At 64.3% G+C, this 22,185-nt stretch carries 23 protein-coding genes; 15 read left to right on the forward strand and 8 right to left on the reverse strand.

Annotated features, from left to right (window positions below; genetic code table 11):
• Window positions 1–40: 40 nt before the first annotated feature.
• From EN861_RS21385 to EN861_RS21400, 4 genes are all read left to right on the forward strand, one after another.
• On the forward strand, window positions 41–478 hold the full coding sequence (locus EN861_RS21385) for a DsrE family protein (protein ID WP_127278953.1): 438 nt from the start codon (window positions 41–43) through the stop codon (window positions 476–478).
• A gap of 69 nt (window positions 479–547) precedes the next feature.
• Entirely contained in the window at window positions 548–1,333 is a 786-nt protein-coding gene (locus tag EN861_RS21390) for an SDR family oxidoreductase (protein WP_127278952.1), read from the forward strand.
• A gap of 58 nt (window positions 1,334–1,391) precedes the next feature.
• Entirely contained in the window at window positions 1,392–1,700 is a 309-nt protein-coding gene (locus EN861_RS21395; RefSeq protein WP_023770344.1) for a putative quinol monooxygenase, read from the forward strand.
• A 68-nt stretch (window positions 1,701–1,768) separates the two neighbouring features.
• Window positions 1,769–2,872 (forward strand): AbrB family transcriptional regulator, encoded by a 1,104-nt coding sequence (locus tag EN861_RS21400; protein ID WP_135865445.1) that lies wholly within the window; start codon window positions 1,769–1,771, stop codon window positions 2,870–2,872.
• An 18-nt stretch (window positions 2,873–2,890) separates the two neighbouring features.
• Here EN861_RS21400 and EN861_RS21405 read toward each other — a convergent pair whose 3' ends face one another.
• Window positions 2,891–3,778: a LysR family transcriptional regulator gene (locus EN861_RS21405; RefSeq protein ID WP_127278815.1), complete on the reverse strand. Its 888-nt coding sequence runs from the start codon at window positions 3,776–3,778 to the stop codon at window positions 2,891–2,893.
• Between the two features lie 147 nt (window positions 3,779–3,925).
• On the opposite strand from EN861_RS21405, the gene EN861_RS21410 reads away from it, so the two are divergent.
• The gene (locus EN861_RS21410) at window positions 3,926–5,461 is read left to right on the forward strand and encodes an MFS transporter (protein WP_135865448.1); all 1,536 of its coding nucleotides are present in this window, start codon (window positions 3,926–3,928) and stop codon (window positions 5,459–5,461) included.
• Window positions 5,462–5,476: 15 nt separating this feature from the next.
• Here EN861_RS21410 and EN861_RS21415 read toward each other — a convergent pair whose 3' ends face one another.
• Genes EN861_RS21415 through EN861_RS21425 form a run of 3 tightly spaced genes read right to left on the reverse strand, consistent with a single transcriptional unit; the run spans window position 5,477 to window position 7,738 of the window.
• Window positions 5,477–5,791, reverse strand: a complete 315-nt coding sequence (locus EN861_RS21415; protein ID WP_127278817.1) for a nuclear transport factor 2 family protein — start codon at window positions 5,789–5,791, stop codon at window positions 5,477–5,479.
• Window positions 5,791–6,567, reverse strand: a complete 777-nt coding sequence (locus EN861_RS21420) for an alpha/beta hydrolase-fold protein (protein WP_127278818.1) — start codon at window positions 6,565–6,567, stop codon at window positions 5,791–5,793. The genes EN861_RS21415 and EN861_RS21420 overlap by 1 nt, the downstream gene beginning before the upstream one ends.
• 4 nt (window positions 6,568–6,571) lie before the next feature.
• Window positions 6,572–7,738 carry an ATP-grasp domain-containing protein gene (locus EN861_RS21425; RefSeq protein WP_127869801.1) on the reverse strand — a complete coding sequence of 389 codons (1,167 nt, stop codon included), beginning with the start codon at window positions 7,736–7,738 and terminating at the stop codon, window positions 6,572–6,574.
• Between the two features lie 401 nt (window positions 7,739–8,139).
• Here EN861_RS21425 and leuA point away from each other — a divergent pair, with 401 nt between their 5' ends.
• The 4 genes from leuA (at window position 8,140) to EN861_RS21450 (ending at window position 13,644) form a co-directional block, all read left to right on the forward strand.
• Entirely contained in the window at window positions 8,140–9,879 is a 1,740-nt protein-coding gene (gene leuA, locus EN861_RS21435) for a 2-isopropylmalate synthase (protein WP_127869802.1), read from the forward strand.
• Between the two features lie 255 nt (window positions 9,880–10,134).
• Window positions 10,135–11,901: a hypothetical protein gene (locus tag EN861_RS21440; RefSeq protein ID WP_135865451.1), complete on the forward strand. Its 1,767-nt coding sequence runs from the start codon at window positions 10,135–10,137 to the stop codon at window positions 11,899–11,901.
• A 223-nt stretch (window positions 11,902–12,124) separates the two neighbouring features.
• Window positions 12,125–12,910, forward strand: a complete 786-nt coding sequence (locus EN861_RS21445; protein WP_135865453.1) for an alpha/beta fold hydrolase — start codon at window positions 12,125–12,127, stop codon at window positions 12,908–12,910.
• A 119-nt stretch (window positions 12,911–13,029) separates the two neighbouring features.
• Window positions 13,030–13,644, forward strand: a complete 615-nt coding sequence (locus EN861_RS21450) for a hypothetical protein (protein ID WP_135865455.1) — start codon at window positions 13,030–13,032, stop codon at window positions 13,642–13,644.
• On the opposite strand, the gene EN861_RS21455 is transcribed toward EN861_RS21450, so the two are convergent.
• Window positions 13,628–14,557: a metallophosphoesterase gene (locus EN861_RS21455; RefSeq protein ID WP_135865457.1), complete on the reverse strand. Its 930-nt coding sequence runs from the start codon at window positions 14,555–14,557 to the stop codon at window positions 13,628–13,630. The genes EN861_RS21450 and EN861_RS21455 overlap by 17 nt on opposite strands.
• Before the next feature lie 53 nt (window positions 14,558–14,610).
• Between EN861_RS21455 and EN861_RS21460 the strand changes: the two genes are divergently transcribed.
• A complete protein-coding gene (locus EN861_RS21460; protein WP_135865459.1) occupies window positions 14,611–15,108 on the forward strand; it encodes an NUDIX domain-containing protein in 498 nt (165 codons plus the stop codon).
• 1 nt (window position 15,109) lies between these two features.
• On the opposite strand, the gene EN861_RS21465 is transcribed toward EN861_RS21460, so the two are convergent.
• Window positions 15,110–16,102 carry a glutathione S-transferase family protein gene (locus EN861_RS21465; RefSeq protein WP_135865461.1) on the reverse strand — a complete coding sequence of 331 codons (993 nt, stop codon included), beginning with the start codon at window positions 16,100–16,102 and terminating at the stop codon, window positions 15,110–15,112.
• 267 nt (window positions 16,103–16,369) lie between these two features.
• Here EN861_RS21465 and EN861_RS21470 point away from each other — a divergent pair, with 267 nt between their 5' ends.
• The 5 genes from EN861_RS21470 (at window position 16,370) to EN861_RS21490 (ending at window position 20,057) form a co-directional block, all read left to right on the forward strand.
• Window positions 16,370–16,894: an N-acetyltransferase gene (locus EN861_RS21470; protein ID WP_135865463.1), complete on the forward strand. Its 525-nt coding sequence runs from the start codon at window positions 16,370–16,372 to the stop codon at window positions 16,892–16,894.
• A gap of 149 nt (window positions 16,895–17,043) precedes the next feature.
• Complete coding sequence (locus EN861_RS21475; protein ID WP_135865465.1) at window positions 17,044–17,805, forward strand: 3-hydroxyacyl-CoA dehydrogenase; 762 nt, start codon at window positions 17,044–17,046, stop codon at window positions 17,803–17,805.
• Window positions 17,806–17,881: 76 nt separating this feature from the next.
• Window positions 17,882–18,652, forward strand: coding sequence for a HugZ family protein (locus EN861_RS21480; protein ID WP_135865467.1), 771 nt, complete (start codon window positions 17,882–17,884; stop codon window positions 18,650–18,652).
• A 164-nt stretch (window positions 18,653–18,816) separates the two neighbouring features.
• Window positions 18,817–19,161, forward strand: coding sequence for a metalloregulator ArsR/SmtB family transcription factor (locus tag EN861_RS21485; protein WP_127280947.1), 345 nt, complete (start codon window positions 18,817–18,819; stop codon window positions 19,159–19,161).
• A 101-nt stretch (window positions 19,162–19,262) separates the two neighbouring features.
• Entirely contained in the window at window positions 19,263–20,057 is a 795-nt protein-coding gene (locus tag EN861_RS21490) for an RNA methyltransferase (protein ID WP_135865469.1), read from the forward strand.
• Window positions 20,058–20,107: 50 nt separating this feature from the next.
• On the opposite strand, the gene EN861_RS21495 is transcribed toward EN861_RS21490, so the two are convergent.
• Window positions 20,108–21,262, reverse strand: a complete 1,155-nt coding sequence (locus EN861_RS21495) for a hypothetical protein (RefSeq protein ID WP_135865472.1) — start codon at window positions 21,260–21,262, stop codon at window positions 20,108–20,110.
• Window positions 21,263–21,418: 156 nt separating this feature from the next.
• Window positions 21,419–21,955: an EipA family protein gene (locus EN861_RS21500; protein ID WP_245458768.1), complete on the reverse strand. Its 537-nt coding sequence runs from the start codon at window positions 21,953–21,955 to the stop codon at window positions 21,419–21,421.
• Window positions 21,956–22,185 lie beyond the last annotated feature (230 nt).

A 22,185-nucleotide genomic window follows, 5' to 3' on the forward strand; every position in this document is an offset into this window, starting at 1 on the left:
CGCAAATTGCGCTGCGCCGGCAAGCCAGGGAGGGGACGCCATGCGCCGACGTGACATGTTCCGGGCGGTTCTCGCCGGAGCCGGAACGCTTCTCGGCCTGCGGGCGGTCCGGGCGGCAACCACCGAGCCTGCCAGGCTGAAGGTCGTCTATCACCTCAGCGACCTCGACAAGGTCAATTTCGTGCTTGGCAACATCAAGAACCACTATGAGGGCACCGGCGGCAACGTCGAGATCGCGCTGGTCGTGCATGGTCCAGCCCTTGCCGGCTTCAAGTCGAAGGGCATATCGGCGGCGATTTCGGGTCGCTTTGCCGGTCTTGTCCAGCAAGGGCTCGACCCGCATGCCTGCGGCAACACCATGCGCGGCATGGATATTACGCTCGCCGACCTGCTCGACGGCTTCCATGCCGCCGACCAAGGCGGCGTCGTCAAGCTCGCCGAATTGCAAAGCCAGGGCTATGTCTATCTCAGGCCTTGAAGCGGCACCGCCTCGAATGCAAGGGTGGCAAGACCCGCCAACAATATCGGAATCCCCGGAGGAACAGCAGTGCCAGAGACAGCCCTTGGTCTTGTCATCCCCGATCTCGCCGGCAAGGCGGTGCTGGTCACAGGCGCCTCGACCGGCATCGGCGCGGCGCTCGCGCTCGCCTATGCCGAGCAGAAATGCAGGGTGGCGCTGCACTACAATTCCAGCCGCGACGCCGCCGAGAAACTCGGCCAGACCATTCGCGACCGCGGCGGCGAGGTCTTCCTCGTCCAGGGCGATTTTTCTCTTCCCGCCGATGTCGAGCGCGTCGTCGAGGACAGCGCGCGACATTTCGGCCGCCTCGACGGGCTGGTCAACAATGCCGGCGGCATGCTTGGCCGCATCCCCTATGCCGAGCAGACCGAGGCGCATTACGACGCGGTGATGGATCTCAACGCCCGCTCGGTGCTGACCGCCTCGCGCAAGGCGATGCCATGGCTGAAGAAACAGGGCGGCTTCATCGTCAACACCTCGTCGATCGCCGCGCGCAATGGCGCCGGCGGCGGCGCCGGCCTTTACGGCTCGGCCAAGGCCTTCGTCTCCAACGTCACGCGCGGCATGGCCAAGGAACTGATCGGCTTCGGCATTCGCGTCAACGCCGTGGCGCCGGGCACCATCCTCACTCCCTTCCACGAACGCTATTCGACCGACGAGCAGATGAAGGGCATGGTCGCCACCATTCCGCAGGGCCGCGCCGGCACGGCGCAAGATTGCGTCGGCGCCTATCTGTTCCTCTCATCGGACCTGTTGAGCGGCTACATCACGGGCCAGGTGATCGAGGTCAATGGCGGCCAGTTGATGCCTTGACCAGCGACCGGCATACTGGACACACTCCTTTCGCGCCAACCCTGGGGGAGACGACGACATGTACGGACTGATCGGCAAGATGCGGGCGGCGCGCGGCCAACGCGACGCTGTCATGACTGTGCTGCGCGAGAGCACCGGCGCCCTGCCCGGCTGCCTGAGCTATATCATCGCCACCGACCCGGCCGACGCCGACGCGATCTGGGTGACCGAAGTGTGGACCGATCAGGCAAGCCACAAGGCCTCGCTGCAGCTTCCGGAAGTCCAGGCGGCCATCGCCAAGGCGCGGCCCTTCATCGGCGGCTTCGAGTTCCAGGTGGAGACGCATCCCGTCGGCGGCTTTGGGTTGGCTGAGGCCAAAACCGGCTGAGGCGCCGGGACCTGCTTTTCCGGTACGCCGGGGTTCGCATTTTTCGCATCCCGGTCTAAGACCAGAGCATGGATTCCGCGGCCGAGCAGCCACCTCCCGACCAGCCCGCCGTCGAGCGCATGACGCGGCTGGGCAAGCCTTGGCAATGGCTGATCCTGCTGGTTATCTCCGCGCTGTTTGCCGGTGCGCTGGAACTCGCCGCCTTGCCGGCGGCGCTGCTGATCGGACCGATGCTGGCGGCCATCGTCGCCGGCACCAATGGCGCCACGGTGCGTGTGCCGCGCCTTCTGTTCGGCTCCGCCCAGGCTATCGTCGGCTGCCTCGTCGCGGCTTCGATCTCGGCCGATATCTTTCCGGTCTTCTACAAGGAATGGCCGCTGTTCCTCGGCGTGGTGATCGCCACGGTCGCGGCCTCCAGCCTGCTTGGCTGGCTGATCAGCCGCTGGCGCATCCTGCCCGGCACCACCGCCGTCTGGGGCTCTTCGCCGGGGGCGGCTACCGCCATGGTGCTGATGGCCGGCGCCTTTGGCGCCGACCAGCGCCTTGTCGCCTTCATGCAGTATCTGCGCGTCATCTTCGTGTCGATGACGGCGGCCCTCGTCGCCAAGATGTGGGTCGACACCTCGGGCATCGAGGTCCCGGCCATCGTCTGGTTCCCCGAGATCGATCCGCAACCATTCGCCGCCACGATCGGCATGGCAATCATCGGCGGCCTGGCCGGCAGGCTTTGCCGGCTGCCCTCGCCCTTCTTCCTCGGCAGCTTCATTTTCGGCACCATCATCCATCTCGGTCTCGGGGTGCCGATGCAATTGCCGCAATGGCTGCTGGCGCTCAGTTACGCGATGGTCGGCTGGTCGATTGGCCTGAACTTCACCAGGCCGATCCTGCGCCATGCGGCGCGCGCGCTGCCGCAGATCATCGCTTCGATCGTCGCGCTGATCGCCTTTTGCGGCGGCCTTGCCTTTCTCATCAGCCGTCTCGCCGGCGTCGACCCGCTGACCGCCTACCTGGCGACCAGCCCCGGCGGCATGGACAGCGTCGCCATCATCGCCGCCGCCGCGCACAACGTCGACATCTCCTTCGTCATGGCGCTGCAGTCGGCGCGCTTCCTGATCGTGCTGATAGTAGGCCCGAGCATCGCGCGGCTGGTGGCCAGGAGCATCAGGACGTGAAAGCCCGGCACCGGCGAGTTACCGCGCCGCCGCGAGCCGTTCGGGAAGGAAATCGACGAAGACGCGCACCTTTGGCGACAAATGGCGGTTGGATGGCCACAGCATTCGGAACTGGCCACGGCCATCGACCTGGTCGTCGAGCACGGTACGCAATTTTCCTTCGCTCAGCGCCTCGCGCACCAGGAAATCCGGCATGCAGGCGATGCCCAGACCGGCGATCGTGGCGCCCTTCAAGGCTTCCATATTGTTGCAGGTCAACATCGAGCGGATCTCCGGCTCGGCACTCCCGGTGGCGAACGGCCACTCCAGCAGCCTGCCGCTGTTGAGATAGCGAAAATTTATGCCGAAATGCCTGATGAGGTCGGCCGGCGTGCCGGGCATGCCGTGACGGTCGAGATAGGACGGCGCCGCGCACAGCATCATGCGGAAGGGGGCAATGGGCCTCGACACCAATCGTGAATCGGGCAGCTCGCCGCTGCGGATGGCAACGTCGATGCCTTCCTCGATGACGTCGACGATGCGGTCGTTGAAGTCGATATCGAGCTCGATCTCGGGATAGCGCGCCATGAACTCCGACAGCACCGGCAGCAAGAGGTGGTAGGTGACGATCGGGGTCGAGACGCGAAGCCGCCCGCGCGGCGTCTCCCGTGTCCGCGACAGCATCGCCTCGGCATCGTCGATGTCGTCCAGGATGCGCCGCACGCGCTCATTGAACAGCTTGCCCTCTTCGGTCAGGCCGATCCGCCGCGTGGAGCGCTGCAGCAGCCGCACGCCGAGCTCCTGTTCGAGCCGCGCGACACTTTTGCCTACCGCTGAAGCGGAGATGCCGAGTGCCCGGCCGGCGGCGACGAAGCTGCCGAATTCGGCCGTGCGGGCGAAGGCCAGAAGGCCGCTGAGGCGATCCATCGGGTTGCTCCATTCGAGCGTTTCAGTCCGTTATGTCGAGATATTTAACACTATTTTTCCGGAACTGTCGCTGACCTATCTTGGTCGTCATAGCGGCGCCGCGATTGCGCGGGCCGCCGGTGCAGACTGCTTCAGATAGGAAAATCCATGACCTCGAAGACCACCAGCGGCCCAGCCGAGAGATGGCTCGTGCTTTTGTCGGTATGCCTTGCCGCCATGACGATGCCCCTGACCTTCACCGGCCCGGCCGTCGCGCTCTCCCGCATCGGGGCCGACCTCGGCGGCAGCCCGATCGCGCTCAACTGGGTGACCAACGCCTTCATGCTGACCTTCGCCGCCAGCCTGATGGCGGCGGGCGCGCTTGCCGACAATCACGGCCGCAAGCGGATCTTCCTCGCCGGTCTCGGCCTCTACGTCCTGGCATCGCTCGGCGCGATGCTGGCGCCCGACATCGCCTGGTTCGACATTTTCAGGGCAGCGCAGGGCTTGGGGAGTGCCCTGGCTTTCGCCGGCGGTGCCTCCGCGCTTGCCCAGGAATTCGAGGGAGCGCCGCGGCTGCGCGCCTTCAGCTTCCTCGGCACCAGTTTCGGCATCGGCCTCGCCTTCGGTCCGATCGCGTCGGGCCTGCTCATCGCCGCGTTCGGCTGGCGGTCGATCTTCCTCCTGGTCACCGCGCTTGCAATTGCAGCCGCCCTGCTGGGCCTGCGCACCATCAGGGAATCGCGTGATCCGGATGCGACAGGACTGGACTGGGCGGGCGCCGGCACGTTCACCGTCGCGCTGGCCTCGCTGACCTATGGCGTGCTGCAGGCGCCGCAGAGCGGCTGGGCCGATCCTCTCGTGATAACGCTTCTGGGCGTGGCCGTCCTTTGCTTTGTGCTGTTTGTCGTCGTCGAGCGGCGCGTGCGCCGGCCGATGCTGGATCTCACCCTGTTTCGTTATCCGCGCTTCGTCGGCGTGCAGTTCCTGGCGGCGGCGCCCGCCTATGGCTTCGTCGTCCTGCTCGTGCTTTTGCCGATCCGCTTCATCGGCATCGAAGGCATGGGCGAGATCAGGGCCGGACAATTGATGATCTGCCTCTCCGGGCCGTTGCTGGTCCTGCCCTTGCTTGCCGGCCAGCTGGCGCGCTGGATCGCTCCGGCCACCATCTGCGGCGCCGGCCTGCTCGTCGCCGCGGCCGGCCTGGTCTGGCTGAGCCTGACGCCATCGGTCGGCGCCGCCCTGGTCGCGCCGCTGATCCTGATCGGCGTCGGCATCGCTCTGCCCTGGGGGTTGATGGACGGGCTCGCCGTCAGCGTCGTGCCGACCGAGCGCGCCGGCATGGCCGTCGGCATCTTCAACACCACGCGCGTCGCTTGCGAGGGCGTGGCGCTGGCCATCGTCATGGCGACCCTGTCGGGCTTCACCGCCGCTCAGCTCACCGCCCGGGGCGCGGCGTCTTCCAGCGATGCGTCCGCGGCGGCGCAATTGCTGGTGACCGGCAATGTCGGTGAAACGGCACGGCATCTGCCCATGGCCGGCGCCACAGTTCTGGTCGAGGCCTACGAGACGGCGTTCGACAGGCTGCTGATCGTGCTGGCCGTAATCACCATCGTCACCGCCCTTGTCGTCTTTCTCGGCCTGCGGCGCGCATCGGCGGCGGAACACGAGGCGGTCCCGTTGCCGGCATGCCAGGAAGCGTGATCATCGGCTAGGACATCAGGTGATGACGAGGCTCGCTATGTGGTCACCATCCAGGGTGAAAGTCATGTCGCCCTCGCCATTGAAGCCCTTGCCCTTGACGGCGATGCGGACGCGATAAGTGCCGTCCGCCGGCGTGATGCTGACGATGCCCAGACGTGACTTCACGCCGATATTGTCCGACTGGTTCCATCGCGCGATCTGCTCGCGACCCTGGAACGATCGACCCCAGTCGCTCAGGAACGCGTTGTCGGCAAAGGTATCGAGAAAGGCGTCCGTGTCGCCACTGTTGGTGGCCTCGACAAAGCGGCGGATGGGATCCGGTGTGGTCATCAGTCCAGCCTGTGCATCAGGTCGTCATCCAGCCAGCGGCCGAAGAAATAGACCAGTTGCTTGTGCCACCACGGCCAGTCATGGCTGACGTCGCCGCCCCAATAGTCGACCCAGGCGGGAATGGACTTGTCGCGCAGGATCTGTTCCAGCTGGCGCGTCTCGACCAGCATGCGCTCTTCCCAGGCGCCCTGCCCGCAGCAGAAGATAAGCCTCAGCGCCTTCAGCCGCGCCAGCAATTTCGGGTCGACGATGCCGGGCAGATAATCGAGCGGCGAGTTGTAGAAGATGTCGCCGTCGAGCGCCTTGCCGAAGAAATCGCGGGCCGAATAGACACCCGACAGCGAGATGACGCCGCTGGCGAGTTCGGGAAATCGGAAGACGAAGTTCGAGGAATGGTAGCCGCCCATCGAACAGCCTGAGAACAAGGGCTTCAGCCGCCGTCCGCCATTGGCCTGCGCGGCGGTTTCCAGGAATTCCGGCAGCGCCTCCTCTCGCACATAGCGGAAATAGGCCTCGTGGCGGGCGATGCGGTGCGCGGGGTCGGCACGCTTGTCGAAGAAGGATTCCGAATCGATGCCGTCCACCGTGAACAACTGGATGCGGCCGGTGTCGATGAATTCGGCGAGCGCGCCCACCCCGCCGGAATCCTCGAACTGGTAGAACCGGCCCTGCGAGGTCGGGAACACCACGACGGGCCGGCCGGCATGGCCATAGCGCTTGTACTCCATGTCGCGGCCGAGATTGCGGGCGAAAGCCTTGTGATAGGAAATGTCCATGTCCTCAAGCCTTTTCCGCGTGGATATAGGCAACCGCCTCGCGCAGCTCCGCCTGATCCTTCGAGCGCATCTGGTAGGCGTAATCTCCCATGGCGCGGCTGAAAACCTTCTCGATGGCCTGATGGTGGACGATCTTGTCGCGGTGCGCGGCTAGCACGTCCGCATGGCTGTGCAAATAGTCGAGGTGGCGCTTGCGGCTGGCATAGGCGGTGAAATACTTGCCTTCATAGGGGCCGCCGGCTGCGTCCCTCACGACCATGTCTGCCCAGGCCGCATAGACGTCGATGTCGAACGTGTAGTTGATCGCGTCGGTCATCCAGGCGCCGGGCGGGCGCATGTTGACCTCCAGAGCGATGATGCGGTCGTCCCTGGTCTCGAACAGTTCGATGTGGAAAAAGCGTTCGCGCACGTCGAATGCTTTCAGGATCTTGCCGCCGGCCTCCTCTACGACAGGCCTGATCCGGGGAAAGCAGGTGTAACTCATGTGGCGGTCCTTGTTGACCACCTCCATGACGCTCTGGTCGTAGCGATGGCTGGCCGCCAGCACCACCTCGCCGTCGCGGTTGACCAGCCCGTCATACGTCACCACCAGCCCCTCGATGAACTGCTCCATGACGAAGGTCACATCCTCCGGCTTGTCCCGGAAGAACTGGTCGAGCTCTTTCGCATTCGAGATCTTGAACGTGTTCGAAGCGCCGGAGCCAGAATCCGGTTTTACCACCACGGGATAGCCGACGCGGCGGATGAAGGTCATGGCGCCGGCCCGGTCGGAGCATTTGCGCTGCGCGATGGTCTCGACGCCGCTCTTGCGGAAGAAGGCGCGCATGCGGCTCTTGCGCTTCAGATTCTTCACGAAATCGAGCTTGGTGCCGTAGATGTTGAAGTCGGTGCGGATGTTGGCTTCCAGTTCCAGCCAATGCTCGTTGAGCGATTCGAACCGGTCGATGCGGCCCCATTTGTGGATGAAATGTCCGATCGCCCGGAACACCGCATCGTAGTCTTCCATGTCGGCGATACGGTAATATTCCGAAAGCGCTGCCTTCAGCTTGCCGTCCAGAGCGTCAAAGGGTGCGTCGCCAATCCCGAGCACGGTCGCGCCGGCCTTCTTCAGCCGGTCGCAGAAATCGGCGCCGTTGGCGGGAAAATGCGGCGAGAAGAACACGAAATTCATGGATGACCCCTGCCGGCGGCACCCCGCCACCGTTCAAGTCTGGCGCATTTGCAGCGCGCGGGGAAGAGCATCCGCGTTAGGGATAAAATTCGACCGGGCCGGCCCCGCTTGCCTCCAACAGGCCGCTCCTGTATGAGAGCGGCCATGAACACGCGCGCCACCACCGCTTCCCGTCAGACCGGCTTTGCCGGCGAGACCGTTCGCGCGCTTGCCTCGACCCTGCTTCTTCTCGGCCTTATCGGCGATCGCCGGGTTCGCTGAAGGAGCGCCCGGCGGTCGAACCGCCGCGCAAGCGCATGCTCCTTGGCAAATCATATCAAGCGAACGAAAATCTGGTAAAGGCGCCGCTTGGCACCACATCCGCCTGAAAGGTGGACCGCCAGCCGCCGGGAGAAACGACGATGAACGCACGAGAAGACATCCGCGCCAGCGAGGCCGCGACCGGCAAGCAGGTCGGCCGGGGCATGCCGGACGCAGCCCGAAAATACCAACCTTATCCTACGGTCGGTCTCACCGACCGGACCTGGCCCTCGAAGGTGATCGACAAGGCCCCGATCTGGTGCTCGGTCGACCTGCGCGACGGCAACCAGGCACTGATCGATCCGATGGGCCACGAGCGCAAGGCGCGCATGTTCGCGCTGCTGCTCGACATGGGTTTCGAGGAGATCGAGATCGGCTTCCCGTCGGCTTCGCAAACTGACTTCGACTTCGCCCGCTGGTGCATCGAGGAAGGCAATGTGCCGGCCGATGTGTCATTGCAGGTGCTGGTCCAGTGCCGGCCCGAACTGATCAGCCGCACCTTCGAGGCGCTCAACGGCGCCACCAACCCGATCGTGCATTTCTACAACTCGACCAGCGAATTGCAGCGCCGCGTCGTCTTCGAGAAGGATGTCGGCGGCATCAAGCGCATCGCCACCGACGCCGCCAAGATGATCACCGACATGGCGGCCAAGGCGGGCGGCGGCTACCGTTTCGAATATTCGCCGGAGAGCTTCACCGGCACCGAACTCGAGGTCGCGCTGGAGATTTGCAACGCCGTCACCGAGATCGTCAGGCCGACGCCTGACAACAAGCTGATCATCAACCTGCCGTCGACCGTCGAGATGTCGACGCCCAACATCTATGCCGACCGCATCGAGTGGATGTGCCGCAACCTCGACGCCAGGGAAAACCTGATCATCTCCCTGCATCCGCACAATGACCGCGGCACCGGCATCGCCACCACCGAACTCGGTCTGATGGCTGGTGCCGACCGCGTCGAAGGCACGCTGTTCGGCAATGGCGAGCGCACCGGCAATGTCGACATCGTCACCCTGGCGCTCAACATGTACACGCAAGGCGTCGATCCGGGCATCGACTGCTCCGACATCAACCGGATGAAGGACGTCTATGAATATTCGAATCAGCTGAAGATTCCCGAGCGCCATCCCTATGTCGGCGAACTCGTCTACACGGCCTTTTCCGGCTCGCACCAGGACGCCATCAACAAGGGCATGAAGGCGCTGAAGAAGGCCAACACGCCGCACTGGGAAGTGCCCTATCTGCCGATCGACCCGGCCGATGTCGGCCGCAGCTACGAGGCGATCATCCGCATCAACTCGCAATCGGGCAAGGGCGGCATCGCCTATGTGCTGCAGGCCGATTACGGCCTCAATCTGCCGCGCAACCTGCAGATCGAGTTCAGCCAGGCGATCCAGGCGATCACCGATGCCGAAGGCAAGGAGGTTCCGGCCAAGCGCATTTACGAGCGCTTCCTGGAGACCTATGTCGACCAGCCGGGCGCGCGGCTGAAATTCCTCGACCACCACACCTATCCCGATACCGAGGTCAAGGGCCGGCGGGTGATCGAGGCGGTCATCCTCGACAATGGCAAGGAAGTGACGATATCAGGCACCGGCACGGGCCCGATCGACGGCTTCGTCGATGCGCTGTCGCGCCATGTCGGCGTCGACATGTCGGTGCTCGATTATTCCGAGCACTCGTTGCAGCGCGGCTCGAACGCGTCGGCCATCTCCTATGTCGAGATGGAATATCCCGGGGGCAAGCTGTTCGGCGCCGGCATCAACACCAACATCGTCGCCGCCTCGCTGGAAGCGGTGACGTCGGCGGCCAATCGTATCGTCGGTCGCAAGGCGCGGTAGCATCGGCCGGTCGGCGGCGCCGGAGGCAGGAACAGCTCTCCGCGCCGCCACTTTTTCAAGCCCGCAAAAGGCTCTGGCCTCGACTGGCCGATGCCGACTCTCACGACCATGCCGTGGCTTATACCGGCAGGGCCGTTAACCACCAGAGTATTCTCCGGTGAGGTACGCGATCGCATAATGGGTGCATACTTGTGTGCCGGTGCGGGAACTATATGATCGCGCCTCAACCTGTGCCGACTTCGAGAGGATCGACACTTGCAGCATGCCACGCCTGCCGCCCCCGCAGTGCGCGAGACACTAGAGCGACTGCTTGCCAGCGAAACGTTCGGACGATCCGAGCGTGCACGCAAGCTGTTGCGTTATCTTGTCGAGCGCGAACAGGCAGGCGAAGCCGACCGGCTCAAGGGCTTTTCCATCGCCATGGATGTCTTCGGCAAGGATGGCGATTTCGATCCTTCGACCGACGCGGTGGTACGCGTGCAGGCGGGCAGGCTACGCGAGCTGCTGCAGCAATATTTCGCCAATGAAGGCGTCGCGGAGCCGTTTCGCATAGCGATACCGCGCGGCAGCTATGTCCCGGCCTATGAGCTCAACGCGATCCGCTTGCCGGAACCTGCGAAACCCGCCGAGCAGATCGAAGCCGTAGCGGCACCATCCGAGCCCCCCGGTGATGCCATTGCCGCCGCTGCATTGCTGGCACCGGCGGCGGCGCCGGAGCCCTCGGTGGCACGCCATCTCCGGTTCTTCTGGATGGCGATCGCCGTGGTCATAGCCATGCTCGGCGTTCTGATATTGCGTCAGGGCAGCGGTGCGCTGCTGGCAGGCGGCGACCCTGCGGCAACGCTCGAGACCGCGACCCTGACCGGCAGCATCGCGCCGTCCGCCGCCAGCGAGGCTTTGCCGCTGGTCTACATCGCCGTCAAGGCCAGTGGCACGGATGCCAGCCGTGTCGCCGCAACGCTGCGTGCCGGACTGAGCGGCTTCGATACGATCGACTTCATCGGTCGCGACATCGTCAACAAGGCCGATCCGGTCGCTAGCGCGACGAGCTTCATCTTCGATATCCTGCCTGGACCGGATACGGGTGACATCACGATCGAACTGCAGAGCGTGGCCACCGGACGGGTGCTTTTGTCGCGCAACCTGACCGCCGCCGACAGCGCGCCGACCACCGTCGAGAGCCGTATAGCCGGCATCTTGACGTCCGCTCTTCCCGCTTCCGGCACGATCTACGGCTATCTCGAACAGAGCGGCATACAAACCGCCCTCACGCAATGCCTGACGCTCAACGACAAATATTATCTCGACCAGAACGCCAGGACCCACGAGGCCGCCTATCGCTGCCTCGAAACCCTCGCCGAAAACGGCGCCAAATCACCGTTGGTCTATTCGGAAATCGCCTCGCTCCACCTGGAGGCCGTGAACGACCACTACGCCTATCCGCCGGATGCCACGATCGAGAAGGCGATGACATTCGCCCATCGCGCCGTGCAGATGGGGCCGACCAGTCCCTACGCGCATCGTTCCTACGGCTACATCAATTCCCGTCTTGGCAACGCCGACGAGGCGCTGCGCTGGATGCGCAAGGCCTATGACCTCAATCCCTACGATCTCGCCATGGCCGCCGCTTATGGCTACGGGCTGATTTTCGCCGGCCGCTATGCCGAGGGGACGCCGATCCTGGCCCAGGCGGTGGACGCCTCCAGCGGTCATCCGACATGGTGGGATTTTGGACTTTTCGCCGGCGAACTCATGCTTGGCGACACCAACAAGGCCGCGATCGCCAGTTCCTCTCTGAGAACAACCGCAACGAAGTCGCACTATCTTGCCGCCCGGCTGATCGGTGCCAAGATCGCCGGTCAGGACAATCTGGCGCGCAAGCTGGTCGACGAGTTGACCGCCAAATTTCCGAAATTCGCCGCCGACCCGCGCGCGACCTTCATCGACCGGAAATATCCGCCCGACCTGACCGAGCGGCTGGTTGGGGCCCTGCGCGCGGCAGGCCTCGGCAACGCGAGCTGACGTCCCGCGGACAGGACTGTTTGGACCAACCGAATTGTTGGCCGCCGAAGCAGGTGGCAAAGCCCCGATATGACTGGTTTGCCGGCTTTGTCGCGCGAACCCGCGAGATCGAGAGGTCGCAAGCGCCAGTCGTCGTGAAGATTTTACTGGCCATCGTTCTGGACAAGGAGCAAACCACCCGCATTTCCCACCTTGCCGTTCCGCAATAAAGCTTTCAGATTTCATGATCGCATCGCTTCACGCCGCCGAAAAGGGTGTTGGCTCGAAGGCCATCGTCTTGCTGCATGGCTTCGGCGGCTGCCACGATATTTGGCACGAAGTGATCCCGGCGCTGTCGCCTGCGGTGCGCACACTCGCTTATGATTTGCCGGGGCACGGGCTGTCGCTCGATTTCCCCGGTGCCGGCCCGGCCAAGCTGGCGGCAAGGGCCGTCCTGGCCGATCTCACCGCGCGATCGGTAAAGCGCTTTCATCTGGTCGGCCACTCGATGGGCGGCGCGGTTGCGGCGCTGATGGCGCTGGCCGAGCCCGACAAGGTGGCGTCGCTGACACTTCTGGCGCCTGGCGGCTTCGGCGCCGAGATCAACGGTCCGCTGTTGCGCCGCTTTGCCGCCGCAAGGGACCCATCCGACATCCAGGCGTGCCTCTTGGCGATGTCGGGACCACTGACGCGGCCTATCGATCACACCTTGGACGCCCTTGGGGACATGCGCGGGCGACCCGGCCAAGTCGAGAGACTCATAGAGATCGCTGCCGCCATGACCAGCCAAGACCGGCAGGGCGTCATCCCGCGCGACCGCTTGGAAACACTGACCATGCCGGTGATGGTGGTATGGGGAAGCGATGACCCGATGCTACCCGTTGCCCACACCGACAATCTGCCCGTGCAATTTCATGTGCACCACGTCCCGGGGGCTGGCCATATGCTGATCGAGGAGGCGCCAGAGCTGATCGCCACGATCATCCGGCGCAACATGAACCGCCGTGCCAGGCCCTTGCGCCCGAATTAGCCGCGACCGGCTGGGCCAGCGCGACACCACCCGGGCGCCTCGCCGTCTTGATCGCGCCAGTGCATTTTGCCGGCGGCTGTGTTAACTGCGTGTTAACCAACCCCGCGAGGCAGACGCCGATGAAGGACGCAGGCGAGAAGATCGATCCGTCAAGCAAACTGTCCGATGCCATCCGTGACGTGAAGAACGCCTTCGCTGACCGCGACGATGTCGTCGTCGACATGCGCGAGGCGCACCGCATGCGCCTCGACCTCCTGGCCGCGGACCTCGCGCCCGTCTTTGCCGATGTTCCGGCCGACATGGATAATTTCGACTTTGTCGTCTCCTCGGGCCTACAGCCGCGCCTGTGGATCGACGCCGTCAGCCATGTCGCGATGGGGCGCGACCGCCGCACCTACCGCTTCCTCAAGGACACTCGCATTGGCCGTGTCGTGCTTGCCGAATCGACCGAGATGAAGCCGGTCGCCGATTCCGTGACGCGTTATGTCGCCGAGCGCATCGTCGAACGCCGGAGAATGATGGAGGGTGGCGTCGAGCCGGCGGTCGCCGGCATGAGACGCGCCGAGGTCGCGGAAGCCGAGCCGCCGCTGCGAGCCTCGACGCAAGGCAAGGGCTGGTCGGCCTTCCTGTCGGGCCTTGGGCTGGTCGCCGCCGGCGGACTTGTTGGTCTCGCGGTGTCGGCGGCGCTGTTGTGGGACCGCGTCTCGGCGATGGTTCTCAACTGGCGACCATAGCCGCGTCTGGCTCGACACCGAGTTCCACGGTCTGCAGATCGGAAGGCGGTATGGACGGTCCGGTCAGGCCGCGTCGCGTCAGGCGGATGCGCCAGTTTCCCTTTTCGCCGTCGATGTCGAACAGATTGTACTGTGCTGCCGGGTGATTGCCGCCCGGCGCCTGGCCGGCGGCGGCGACCCCGACGACCGGGACCTTTGCATCGCGAGGCCCGATCTGGAACAGCGACGGCAGGTGCGAATGGCCGTGCAGCACGAGCTCCGCGCCATGGCGGCGGATGATCTTGTGGAAGCGGGCGATGCCGAACAGCCGCTTGTGCTGGGAGACGGCGCCCCGCACCGGCGGGTGGTGGATCATGATCGCACGGAACAGCCCTTGCTTGGCCGTGGTCTCGAGGATCTTGCCGAGGCGAGCCGCCTGCCCCTCCATGAAGAAACCATTGGCCATGAAGGGCGCCGTGGCGCGCGCCGTCGAGACGCCGATCAGCGCGACATTGCCGCGCACGCGCAGATAGGGAAATGCATTGCGATCGACCGGCGTGTTGACACCGTCGCCGCTCATCCACGCCGCCCATGACCGGCAGATCTTGTCGAAGGCACCGGGCACATAGGCGTCATGGTTTCCCGGCACGACCGAAACGTCATGCGGCGACCCCAGCGTCTCGAGCCAGTGTTTGGCCATCTCGATCTCGCCGTCGAGCGCCAGGTTGACGAGGTCGCCGGTGACAGCGAGATGGTCCGGGCTTTGCGCCTTGATGTCGGCGACGATGGCGTCGATGACGGCATCGTGCATGTGGCGGCGGCGGTTGCGCTGCCAGTTGACGTAGCCGAGCACGCGCTTGGAGGCGAGATCGCGATAGGATACATCGGGGAGCGGCCCCAGATGGACATCGGAAATATGCGCGAGCCTGAACATTCCTCCTTCATAGGCGACGTGCACGCCGCTTTCCACCCACGGTTTCGCTACTGATGCCGACCGACGACGAAGCCGCGTTCCGCCAGACCGGCTGGGCGGGGTTGAGGGCCCGGCTGTTCCATCTCTATTTCGTGCTGCGGCGGCCGATGACGCTCGGTGTGCGCGGCCTGATCCACGATGCCGCCACCAATTCCGTCTTCCTCATTCGCCACACCTATGTGCCCGGCTGGCAGCTTCCCGGCGGTGGCGTCGAGGTTGGCGAGACGCTGGCCGAGGCGCTGGCCCGCGAACTCGCCGAAGAGGGCAACATCGCGATGGCCGCCACGCCGGTGCTGAAGTCGATGCACTTCAACCGCCGCGCCAGCCGGCGCGATCATGTCGGCTTCTATCTCGTCGAAAATTTCAGCCAGACCGCGCCGAAACGGCCCGACCATGAAATCGCCGAGGCCGGCTTTTTTCCACTCGATCGCCTGCCGGAAGGCACCACACCGGCGACGCTGCGGCGGATCGCCGAGGTTTTCCGCGGCGTGCCAGCATCGCCCTATTGGTAGATCAGGCCGCCGCCCTCGCGAACTTCGCCCGATCATGCGGCGCGCCATAGTCAAGCTCCGGTCCCGCCGGCACGATCCGCGTCGGATTGATCGTTTCGTGGCTGCCGTAATAATGCGCCTTGATGTGATGCAGGTTCACCGTCCCCGCCACACCGGGCACCTGATAGAGGTCGCGCAGATAGTTCGACAGGTTCGGATAATCGGCGATGCGGCGCAGGTTGCACTTGAAATGGCCGACATAGACCGGGTCGAAGCGCACCAGAGTGGTAAACAGCCGCCAGTCGGCCTCGGTGATGCGGTCACCCACCAGATAGCGTTGCCTGGACAGGCGGTCCTCCAGCCCATCGAGCGTCGAAAACAGCTCGCCGAACGCTTCTTCATAGGCCGCCTGCGTGGTGGCAAAGCCGGCGCGGTAGACGCCGTTGTTGACGGAGGGATAGACCAGCGCGTTGATCGCGTCGATCTCGCCGCGCAGCGCCTGGGGATAGAAATCGAGGCCGGCATCGCCCCATTGATCGAAGGCTGAGTTGAGCATCCGGATGATTTCGGAGGATTCGTTGGAGACGATGGTCTGTTCCTTTTTGTCCCACAGCACCGGCACCGTCACCCGGCCCGAATAGGCGGAATCCGCCCTGGTGTAGATTTGGTGCAGGAAGTCGAGGCCATAGAGCGTGTCGCCGGTGGCGCCGTCCTCGGCGACAAACGTCCAGCCGTTGGCGCCCAGGAAATGATGCACGATCGAGATGGAGATGATGCCTTCGAGCCTCTTCAACGCGCGAAAGATCAGCGTCCGCTGAGCCCAGGGACAAGCGAGCGAAACATAAAGGTGATAGCGGCCGGGCTCCGCCTTGAAGCCTCGGCGCCGGCCTTCCGCCGGTGCACCGTCGCGCGTGATCCAATCTCGCCACTGCGATTGCGGCCGCACGAACCTGCCACCGCTGTCCTTGGTGTCATACCAGCGGTCTTGCCATTTACCGTCGACCAACAATCCCATGGAATATCCTTTCGCGTTTCCACCTCATGTAGAGCGCGATGCGGCAAGACGGAATTAGTCAGGACTGAACAGATCGTCAATCGATAGGGCCAGCGGACGGGCCGATTGCGGCGGCGCAAAATTGATGCTAGCGGACACTTTGCATGTTCGATTTTGCTTTGATCCGGTTTGACCGACGACGAAAGGGCGCCCGCGCTTGATGAAGCGCTGACTGGCGAATGCTGCCGTTTGCAGCAACCTTTCCTCCTCTACCGGAACGCAAAGACCATGAGCCTTGCCGACGTGAAGTACCTGCCGGAAACCCCGGCGCACGATCCTGAAATCGAAGCAATCAATGACGAGGCCTTCGGGCCCGGCCGTTTCGTGCTGGCCGCCTACAAGATCCGCGAGGCCGGTGGGCATGAGCGTGCTCTGTCCTTTGTCGCGGTCGACGGCGACCTCGTCGTCGCCTCGGTGCGCATGACGCGCATAGCGGCCGGTGCCGGCCGGGCGCTGATGCTTGGGCCGCTCGCGGTACGGCCCGCCTTCAAGAATCTCGGCATCGGCCGCCGGCTGGTGGCGATCGCACTGGAGGCCGCCGCCAAGGCCGGTGCACCCGCCGTGATCCTGGTTGGCGACGAGCCTTATTACGGGCCGCTCGGCTTCAAGCGCATACCGCGCGGCCAGATTTCGATGCCGCGGCCTGTCGACCTCGACCGGCTGCTGTCGCATGAGATTGCGCCAGGCGCGGTGGCCAGGCTTTCGGGCGAGGTCGGCCACGCCAGCCAGGCCAGGATCGTCGAGCACGCCTAGGGCGGCTCCTGGAAAGTGTGGACGGGTTTTCCGTGGTTCGCCGTTTCTGCAAGACGGCGGCCCTCTCCATCTTGACCTTGTCGGTCGATCCGGGCCTGATCCGTCCCGTTCTCACGCAAAAGCCCGTTCACACGCATAAGGATGACGCCATGAATCCCAACGGCCAGATCGCGATCGTCACCGGCGGCGGCTCCGGCCTTGGCGAGGCGACAGCGCGCGCGTTTGCCGCCAAGGGCGCCCGCGTCGCCATCCTCGATGTCGGCATCGAGCGCGCCGCCAAGGTCGCGGCCGAGATCGGCGGCATCGCCGTCCGGTGCGACGTCGCGAGTGCCGACAGCGGCAGCGCCGCCCTCGCCGATGTCGCCGCCAAGCTGGGCGAGCCGCGCATCCTGGTCAATTGCGCGGGCATCGCCATTGGCGTGAAGACGATCGGCAAGGACGGCCCGCATCCGCTCGACCAGTACCGCAAGGTGATCGAGGTCAATCTGATCGGCACCTTCAACATGATCCGCCTGGTTGCCGACCGTGCCGCGAAACTGGAGCCGCTGCAGGGCGGCGAGCGCGGCGTCATCGTCAACACTGCCTCGGTCGCCGCCTATGACGGCCAGATCGGCCAGGCGGCCTATTCCGCCTCCAAGGGCGGCGTGGTCGGCATGACGTTGCCGGTGGCGCGTGATCTCGCCCGTTCCGGCATCAGGGTCTGCACCATCGCGCCCGGCATCTTCAAGACGCCGATGATGGCCGGCATGCCGCAGGACGTGCAGGATTCGCTGGGCGCCGCGGTGCCCTTCCCCTCACGCCTCGGCGAACCTTCCGAATATGCCGCACTTGCCCTGCACATCATCGAAAATCAGATGCTGAACGGCGAAACCATCCGCCTCGACGGCGCCATCCGCATGGCGCCGAAATAGTGCGAGCCGAAGTTGGCGGAAGACCGAATCCGGCCGGCAACACCGACAAGCGAGACAAATTGTGGCGAGCGCTTCGATGCAGCGAAATCAAGATAGGGATGTGATCCGAGAGACCGACGCCGAGGCGATCCGGTTGGCGAAAACGCTTCTGCGCAGTGCCCGCTTCGGCGCCCTGGCGGTGCTGGAACCACGGACCGGGGCGCCGCTGGCGAGCCGGGCCGGCGTCGCGACCGACATCGACGGCGCGCCGCTTATTCTGGTGTCGATGCTCGCGGCGCACACGTCGGCGCTGCTTGCCGATCCGCGTTGCTCCCTGCTGCTTGGCGAACCCGGCAAAGGTGATCCGCTGGCGCATCCGCGGCTGACGCTGGTCTGTCAGGCATCGCGGCTGGAGCGCGGCTCGCAGGCGCATGCCCGCGCCGAGCGCCGCTATCTCAACCGCAATCCCAAGGCGAGCCTCTATGCCGGGCTCGGCGACTTTTCGATCTTTCGCCTGGAGCCGCAACGCGCCAGCCTCAACGGCGGGTTCGGCAAGGCCTATCTGCTCGAACGGGCCGACCTCCTCACCAATGGGCCCATCATCGAGGAACTTGCCGGAAGCGAACAATCGGCCGTCGAGCACATGAATGCCGACCATCTCGACGCGATCGCCATCTATGCCCGTCATTTCGCCAAGGCACCTGGTGATGGCTGGACGATCGCCGGTTTGGACGCCGATGGCATGGATCTGGTGTCGGGGGACAATGTCTGCCGGGTATTCTTCCCGCAACCGCTGGTAAAGGCTTCGGAATTACGTCCCGCCCTGGTCGAAATGGCCAGGATCGGCAGGGCCGCATCGGAGGCATAAGACGAAACTAAATTGCATTTGATCAAAAGCAACCCTTGAGATTTGAAAGAAATGTTCTAGGCTTAGCTGTGGTGCTGACTCGTCGGCACCTTCACAAGTGAATTTATGGATTCAGGCACCATTGCCCCCATGGCGCCTCGATGAGCAAACAGCATGGGGCATCAATGGTCTCGACAAAGCTAATCGCGAACGCCGAATCGGCTGCCGAATTTCTGATGCTGATGGGCAACGAAAAACGGCTGTTGATCATGAGCTATCTGATCGACGGTGAAATGTCGGTCGGCGCCATCGCCGAAAAGGTGATGCTCAGCCAATCCGCCCTCTCGCAGCACCTGGCCAAGTTGCGGGCGCTCGACCTCGTGGACACCCGCCGCGATCGTCAGATGATCTACTATTCCTGCAAATCCGATGCGGTGCGCGAACTGCTCGCCGTGCTGGACGGCATCTTCGGCAGCAGCAAGGAAGATCTGTCCCAGATGGCGCAGAGATTGCGCCGCGCCGGGACTTGACCGGACGCTGCCGCGGCCGTTTACCTCGCTGACGATTTCCGGAGCGTGGCTCATGTGTCTTTCGCGGCACACGAGCCACGCTCTTTATTGTTGAGCGGGACATGGACCCAATTCGCATCGACGATCCACGCGACCCACGTGTCGCGGCCTATCTTGATATCCGCGAGCGCGACCTGGCCGGCCGGCAAGGCCGCTTCGTCGCAGAAGGCAAGGTGGTGCTCGACCTGCTTTTGTCGTCGAGCCGCTTCAGCGCCGAATCCATCCTGGTCTTGGAAAACCGGCTTGGCGGCCTGGAGGACATACTGCGCAAGACACGAACGGACCTGCCGGTCTATGTCGTCGCCGGCGCGGTGATGGACGCGATCGCCGGATTCCACATGCATCGCGGCATCCTGGCCATCGGCCGCAAGGAGACACCCCTGCCGTCTGGGTCATTGCTGGATGCCTTGCCCGCTCAAGCCCTGGTCGTGGTGCTTGTCGGCATCGCCAACCATGACAATATGGGCTCGATCTTCCGCAACGCCGCCGCTTTCGGCGCCGATGCGGTGTTGATGGACGCGACATGCTGCGATCCGCTGTACCGCAAGGCGATCCGGGTTTCGGTCGGCGCCGCGCTCAAGATCCCTTTCGCGTCCTTCGCCGACACGGCGGACTTCACGGCGGACCTCGATCGGCGGGGTTACGACCAGTTCGCGCTGTCGCCGCGCGGCCGGATCGACATACGCGATGCACGGCGCGGCGAGCGCCTGGCGCTCTATCTCGGCACCGAGGGCGAAGGCCTGCCCGAAAGACTGCTTGCCCGCTTGCAAACCGTGCGGATCACCATGTCGAATGGCTTCGACAGCTTGAACGTCGCTGCCGCCTCGGCCATCGCCCTGCATCATTTCTCGCGCTGACGGGCGCCGTCTGAGGCCAAGACGCCGGCAGGCCGCCAGCCCGCACCGCGTCAGTTGGCTTCCGCCTTCTGCAAGGCGCGCACGCGGTCGGCGAGACTGCGGTCGTGGCCGGCGGAGCGGTTGTCCTGCGGTGCCGCCAACGCCTTGGCGATCGGTGAATCCGGTCCTTCGAGCTTGGCTGTCAGGTGGACGACCTCCGCCGCCAGTTCGTTCATCTGCTCACGCAGCGCGGCGCCATTGCCATTCGTCAAACCCGACGATGCCACAGCGCCGAGATCCGCCTTAAGCCGCTTGTTCTCCCGCGCCAGCGCCGTCAGCCTGGCCTCCAGCCGCTCGCGGTCGCTGTCGAGCTTGGCGATCGCGCGGTCCATGTCGTCGCGCTTGCCTGCCTCGTCATGCCGGTCCGACTCATCGGGCTTGCCAACCAGCCGCAAGGCTGGGGCGCCGTCCTCGGCTTTCGTTTTTTCCCGCAACCGCGCCAACTCCTTTTCGCGCCGATCAAGCTTGTCCTCACGGTCGGCGAGCGTTGCCAGCAGCCGCTCGACCTTCTTGTCGAGTTCGGCGGCCCTTTTCTTTTCGGCCTTCAAGGCATCGCGCGCGGCCTTGCTTTCGGCCGCGATCTCCTGGCCGCGCCGATCCGCTTCCTTGCGCTGGCCACGCAGCAGCGAGATGTCGCTGGCGAGCTTCTGCAATTCGGATTCGCGGGCCACGAGTTCGATCTGGCGGCTGCTGGAGGCAAAACTGGCGTCGTCATACATGCGCTCCAGCTTCTCGAGCTCGAGCGCCCGCCTTTCCAGCTTTCGTTCGGTTTCCTTGAGCCGCTCCGAAAGCTGATGCAGTTCCTCTTCGCGCCGCCGCAACGCTTCGCCCTTGGCGCCGAGTTCGGCGAGCGCGTGGTCCTTTTCCGCGCGCTCGACCGCGAGCCCCTTCAGCGCCTCGCGGCCCCGGTTGATCTCGACGAGCTGTTCGGCCACCTTTTCGCGCAGCGTCTTGACGTTGATTTCGAGCCGCCGCGTCGTCATGGCGTACTCGGCCCGGACCCGGTCCTTGTCGGCCTGGATCTCGGCTTGCGTCAGCGGGATGGAGGCCTCGATGCGCCTGCGGGTCAGGGCGACGGCGCGCCGCCAGACGGCCGGAGCCACCATCAGCGCCAGAAAGCCGGCACAGAGAAAGCCGAGGGCAAAGAACAGGACCGACTGAACCAAAGGACTACCCGTTATCGACGACAACTTGGAAGGCTGGACTGTGCCATCTTGGCATGGCGGAAATCCGGCACCGCGGCAAGGGCTTGCCGCGGCTCATTCGGGGCGTGGGCTCGGGAATCCGGTCAAACTGTCCGCGATTCGATCATGTTGGACAGATCAGAACGGGTTCCAGGTCGCCCGCTCGGTCAGTTTCAGATAGCCGAGATTGACGCCGAGCCGGGCGCCGACGCCGGTACGGATCGGCACCAGCAGCACATTGTTGTTCTTCAGCACGTTGAAGCCGACACCCGCCACCACATAGGCCGAACCGGCGACGCCGCCATAGCGATTGTAGAGGTTGCCGACATCGTCGAGATTGTAGACCAGCATCATCACGCGTGACCCCTCGCCGCCGAAATCCCAGCCCAGCGACGGGCCTTGCCAGAACACTTTGTGATCGCCGGCATTCTTGGTGTAGAGCGTGCCTTCGCCATAGGTCAGGCCGCCGATCAGCGCACCGGATCCCTCCTCGCCGAGCAGATAGCCATTGGGCAGACCGTAGGAGGCGAAAATCTTCTCCACGACGGTGGCCAACCCGCCCGACGTCGCGCCGAAGAACTTGTGGCCGGAATCGATAATTTCCTGAGCGGTGTACTCCTGGGCCCGCAAGGGCGATGTCGTGAAGACGAGAACGCCCATGAGCGTGATCGCCATTGAGAGGACGCGGAGAAAACTCCGGTCATAGAATCGGGAAAACATGCTTCCAATCTCCGTCATGAAGCACTTTCGCCGACGCCTCGCATCCGTACGGCTCTTTTTAGGCGGCCGTTAAGGATGACTGTTAGGGGCAAACTATGCCGTAATCCTTTTTCAACCATTAAATTCCCACATGAAGATGGCGGTTCGAAGGCTGTTTGGGGAGCGCGCGGGGCCGGCAGCCTGGG

The sequence above is a fragment of the Mesorhizobium sp. M8A.F.Ca.ET.218.01.1.1 genome (assembly GCF_004791165.1).
Classification (GTDB): domain Bacteria; phylum Pseudomonadota; class Alphaproteobacteria; order Rhizobiales; family Rhizobiaceae; genus Mesorhizobium.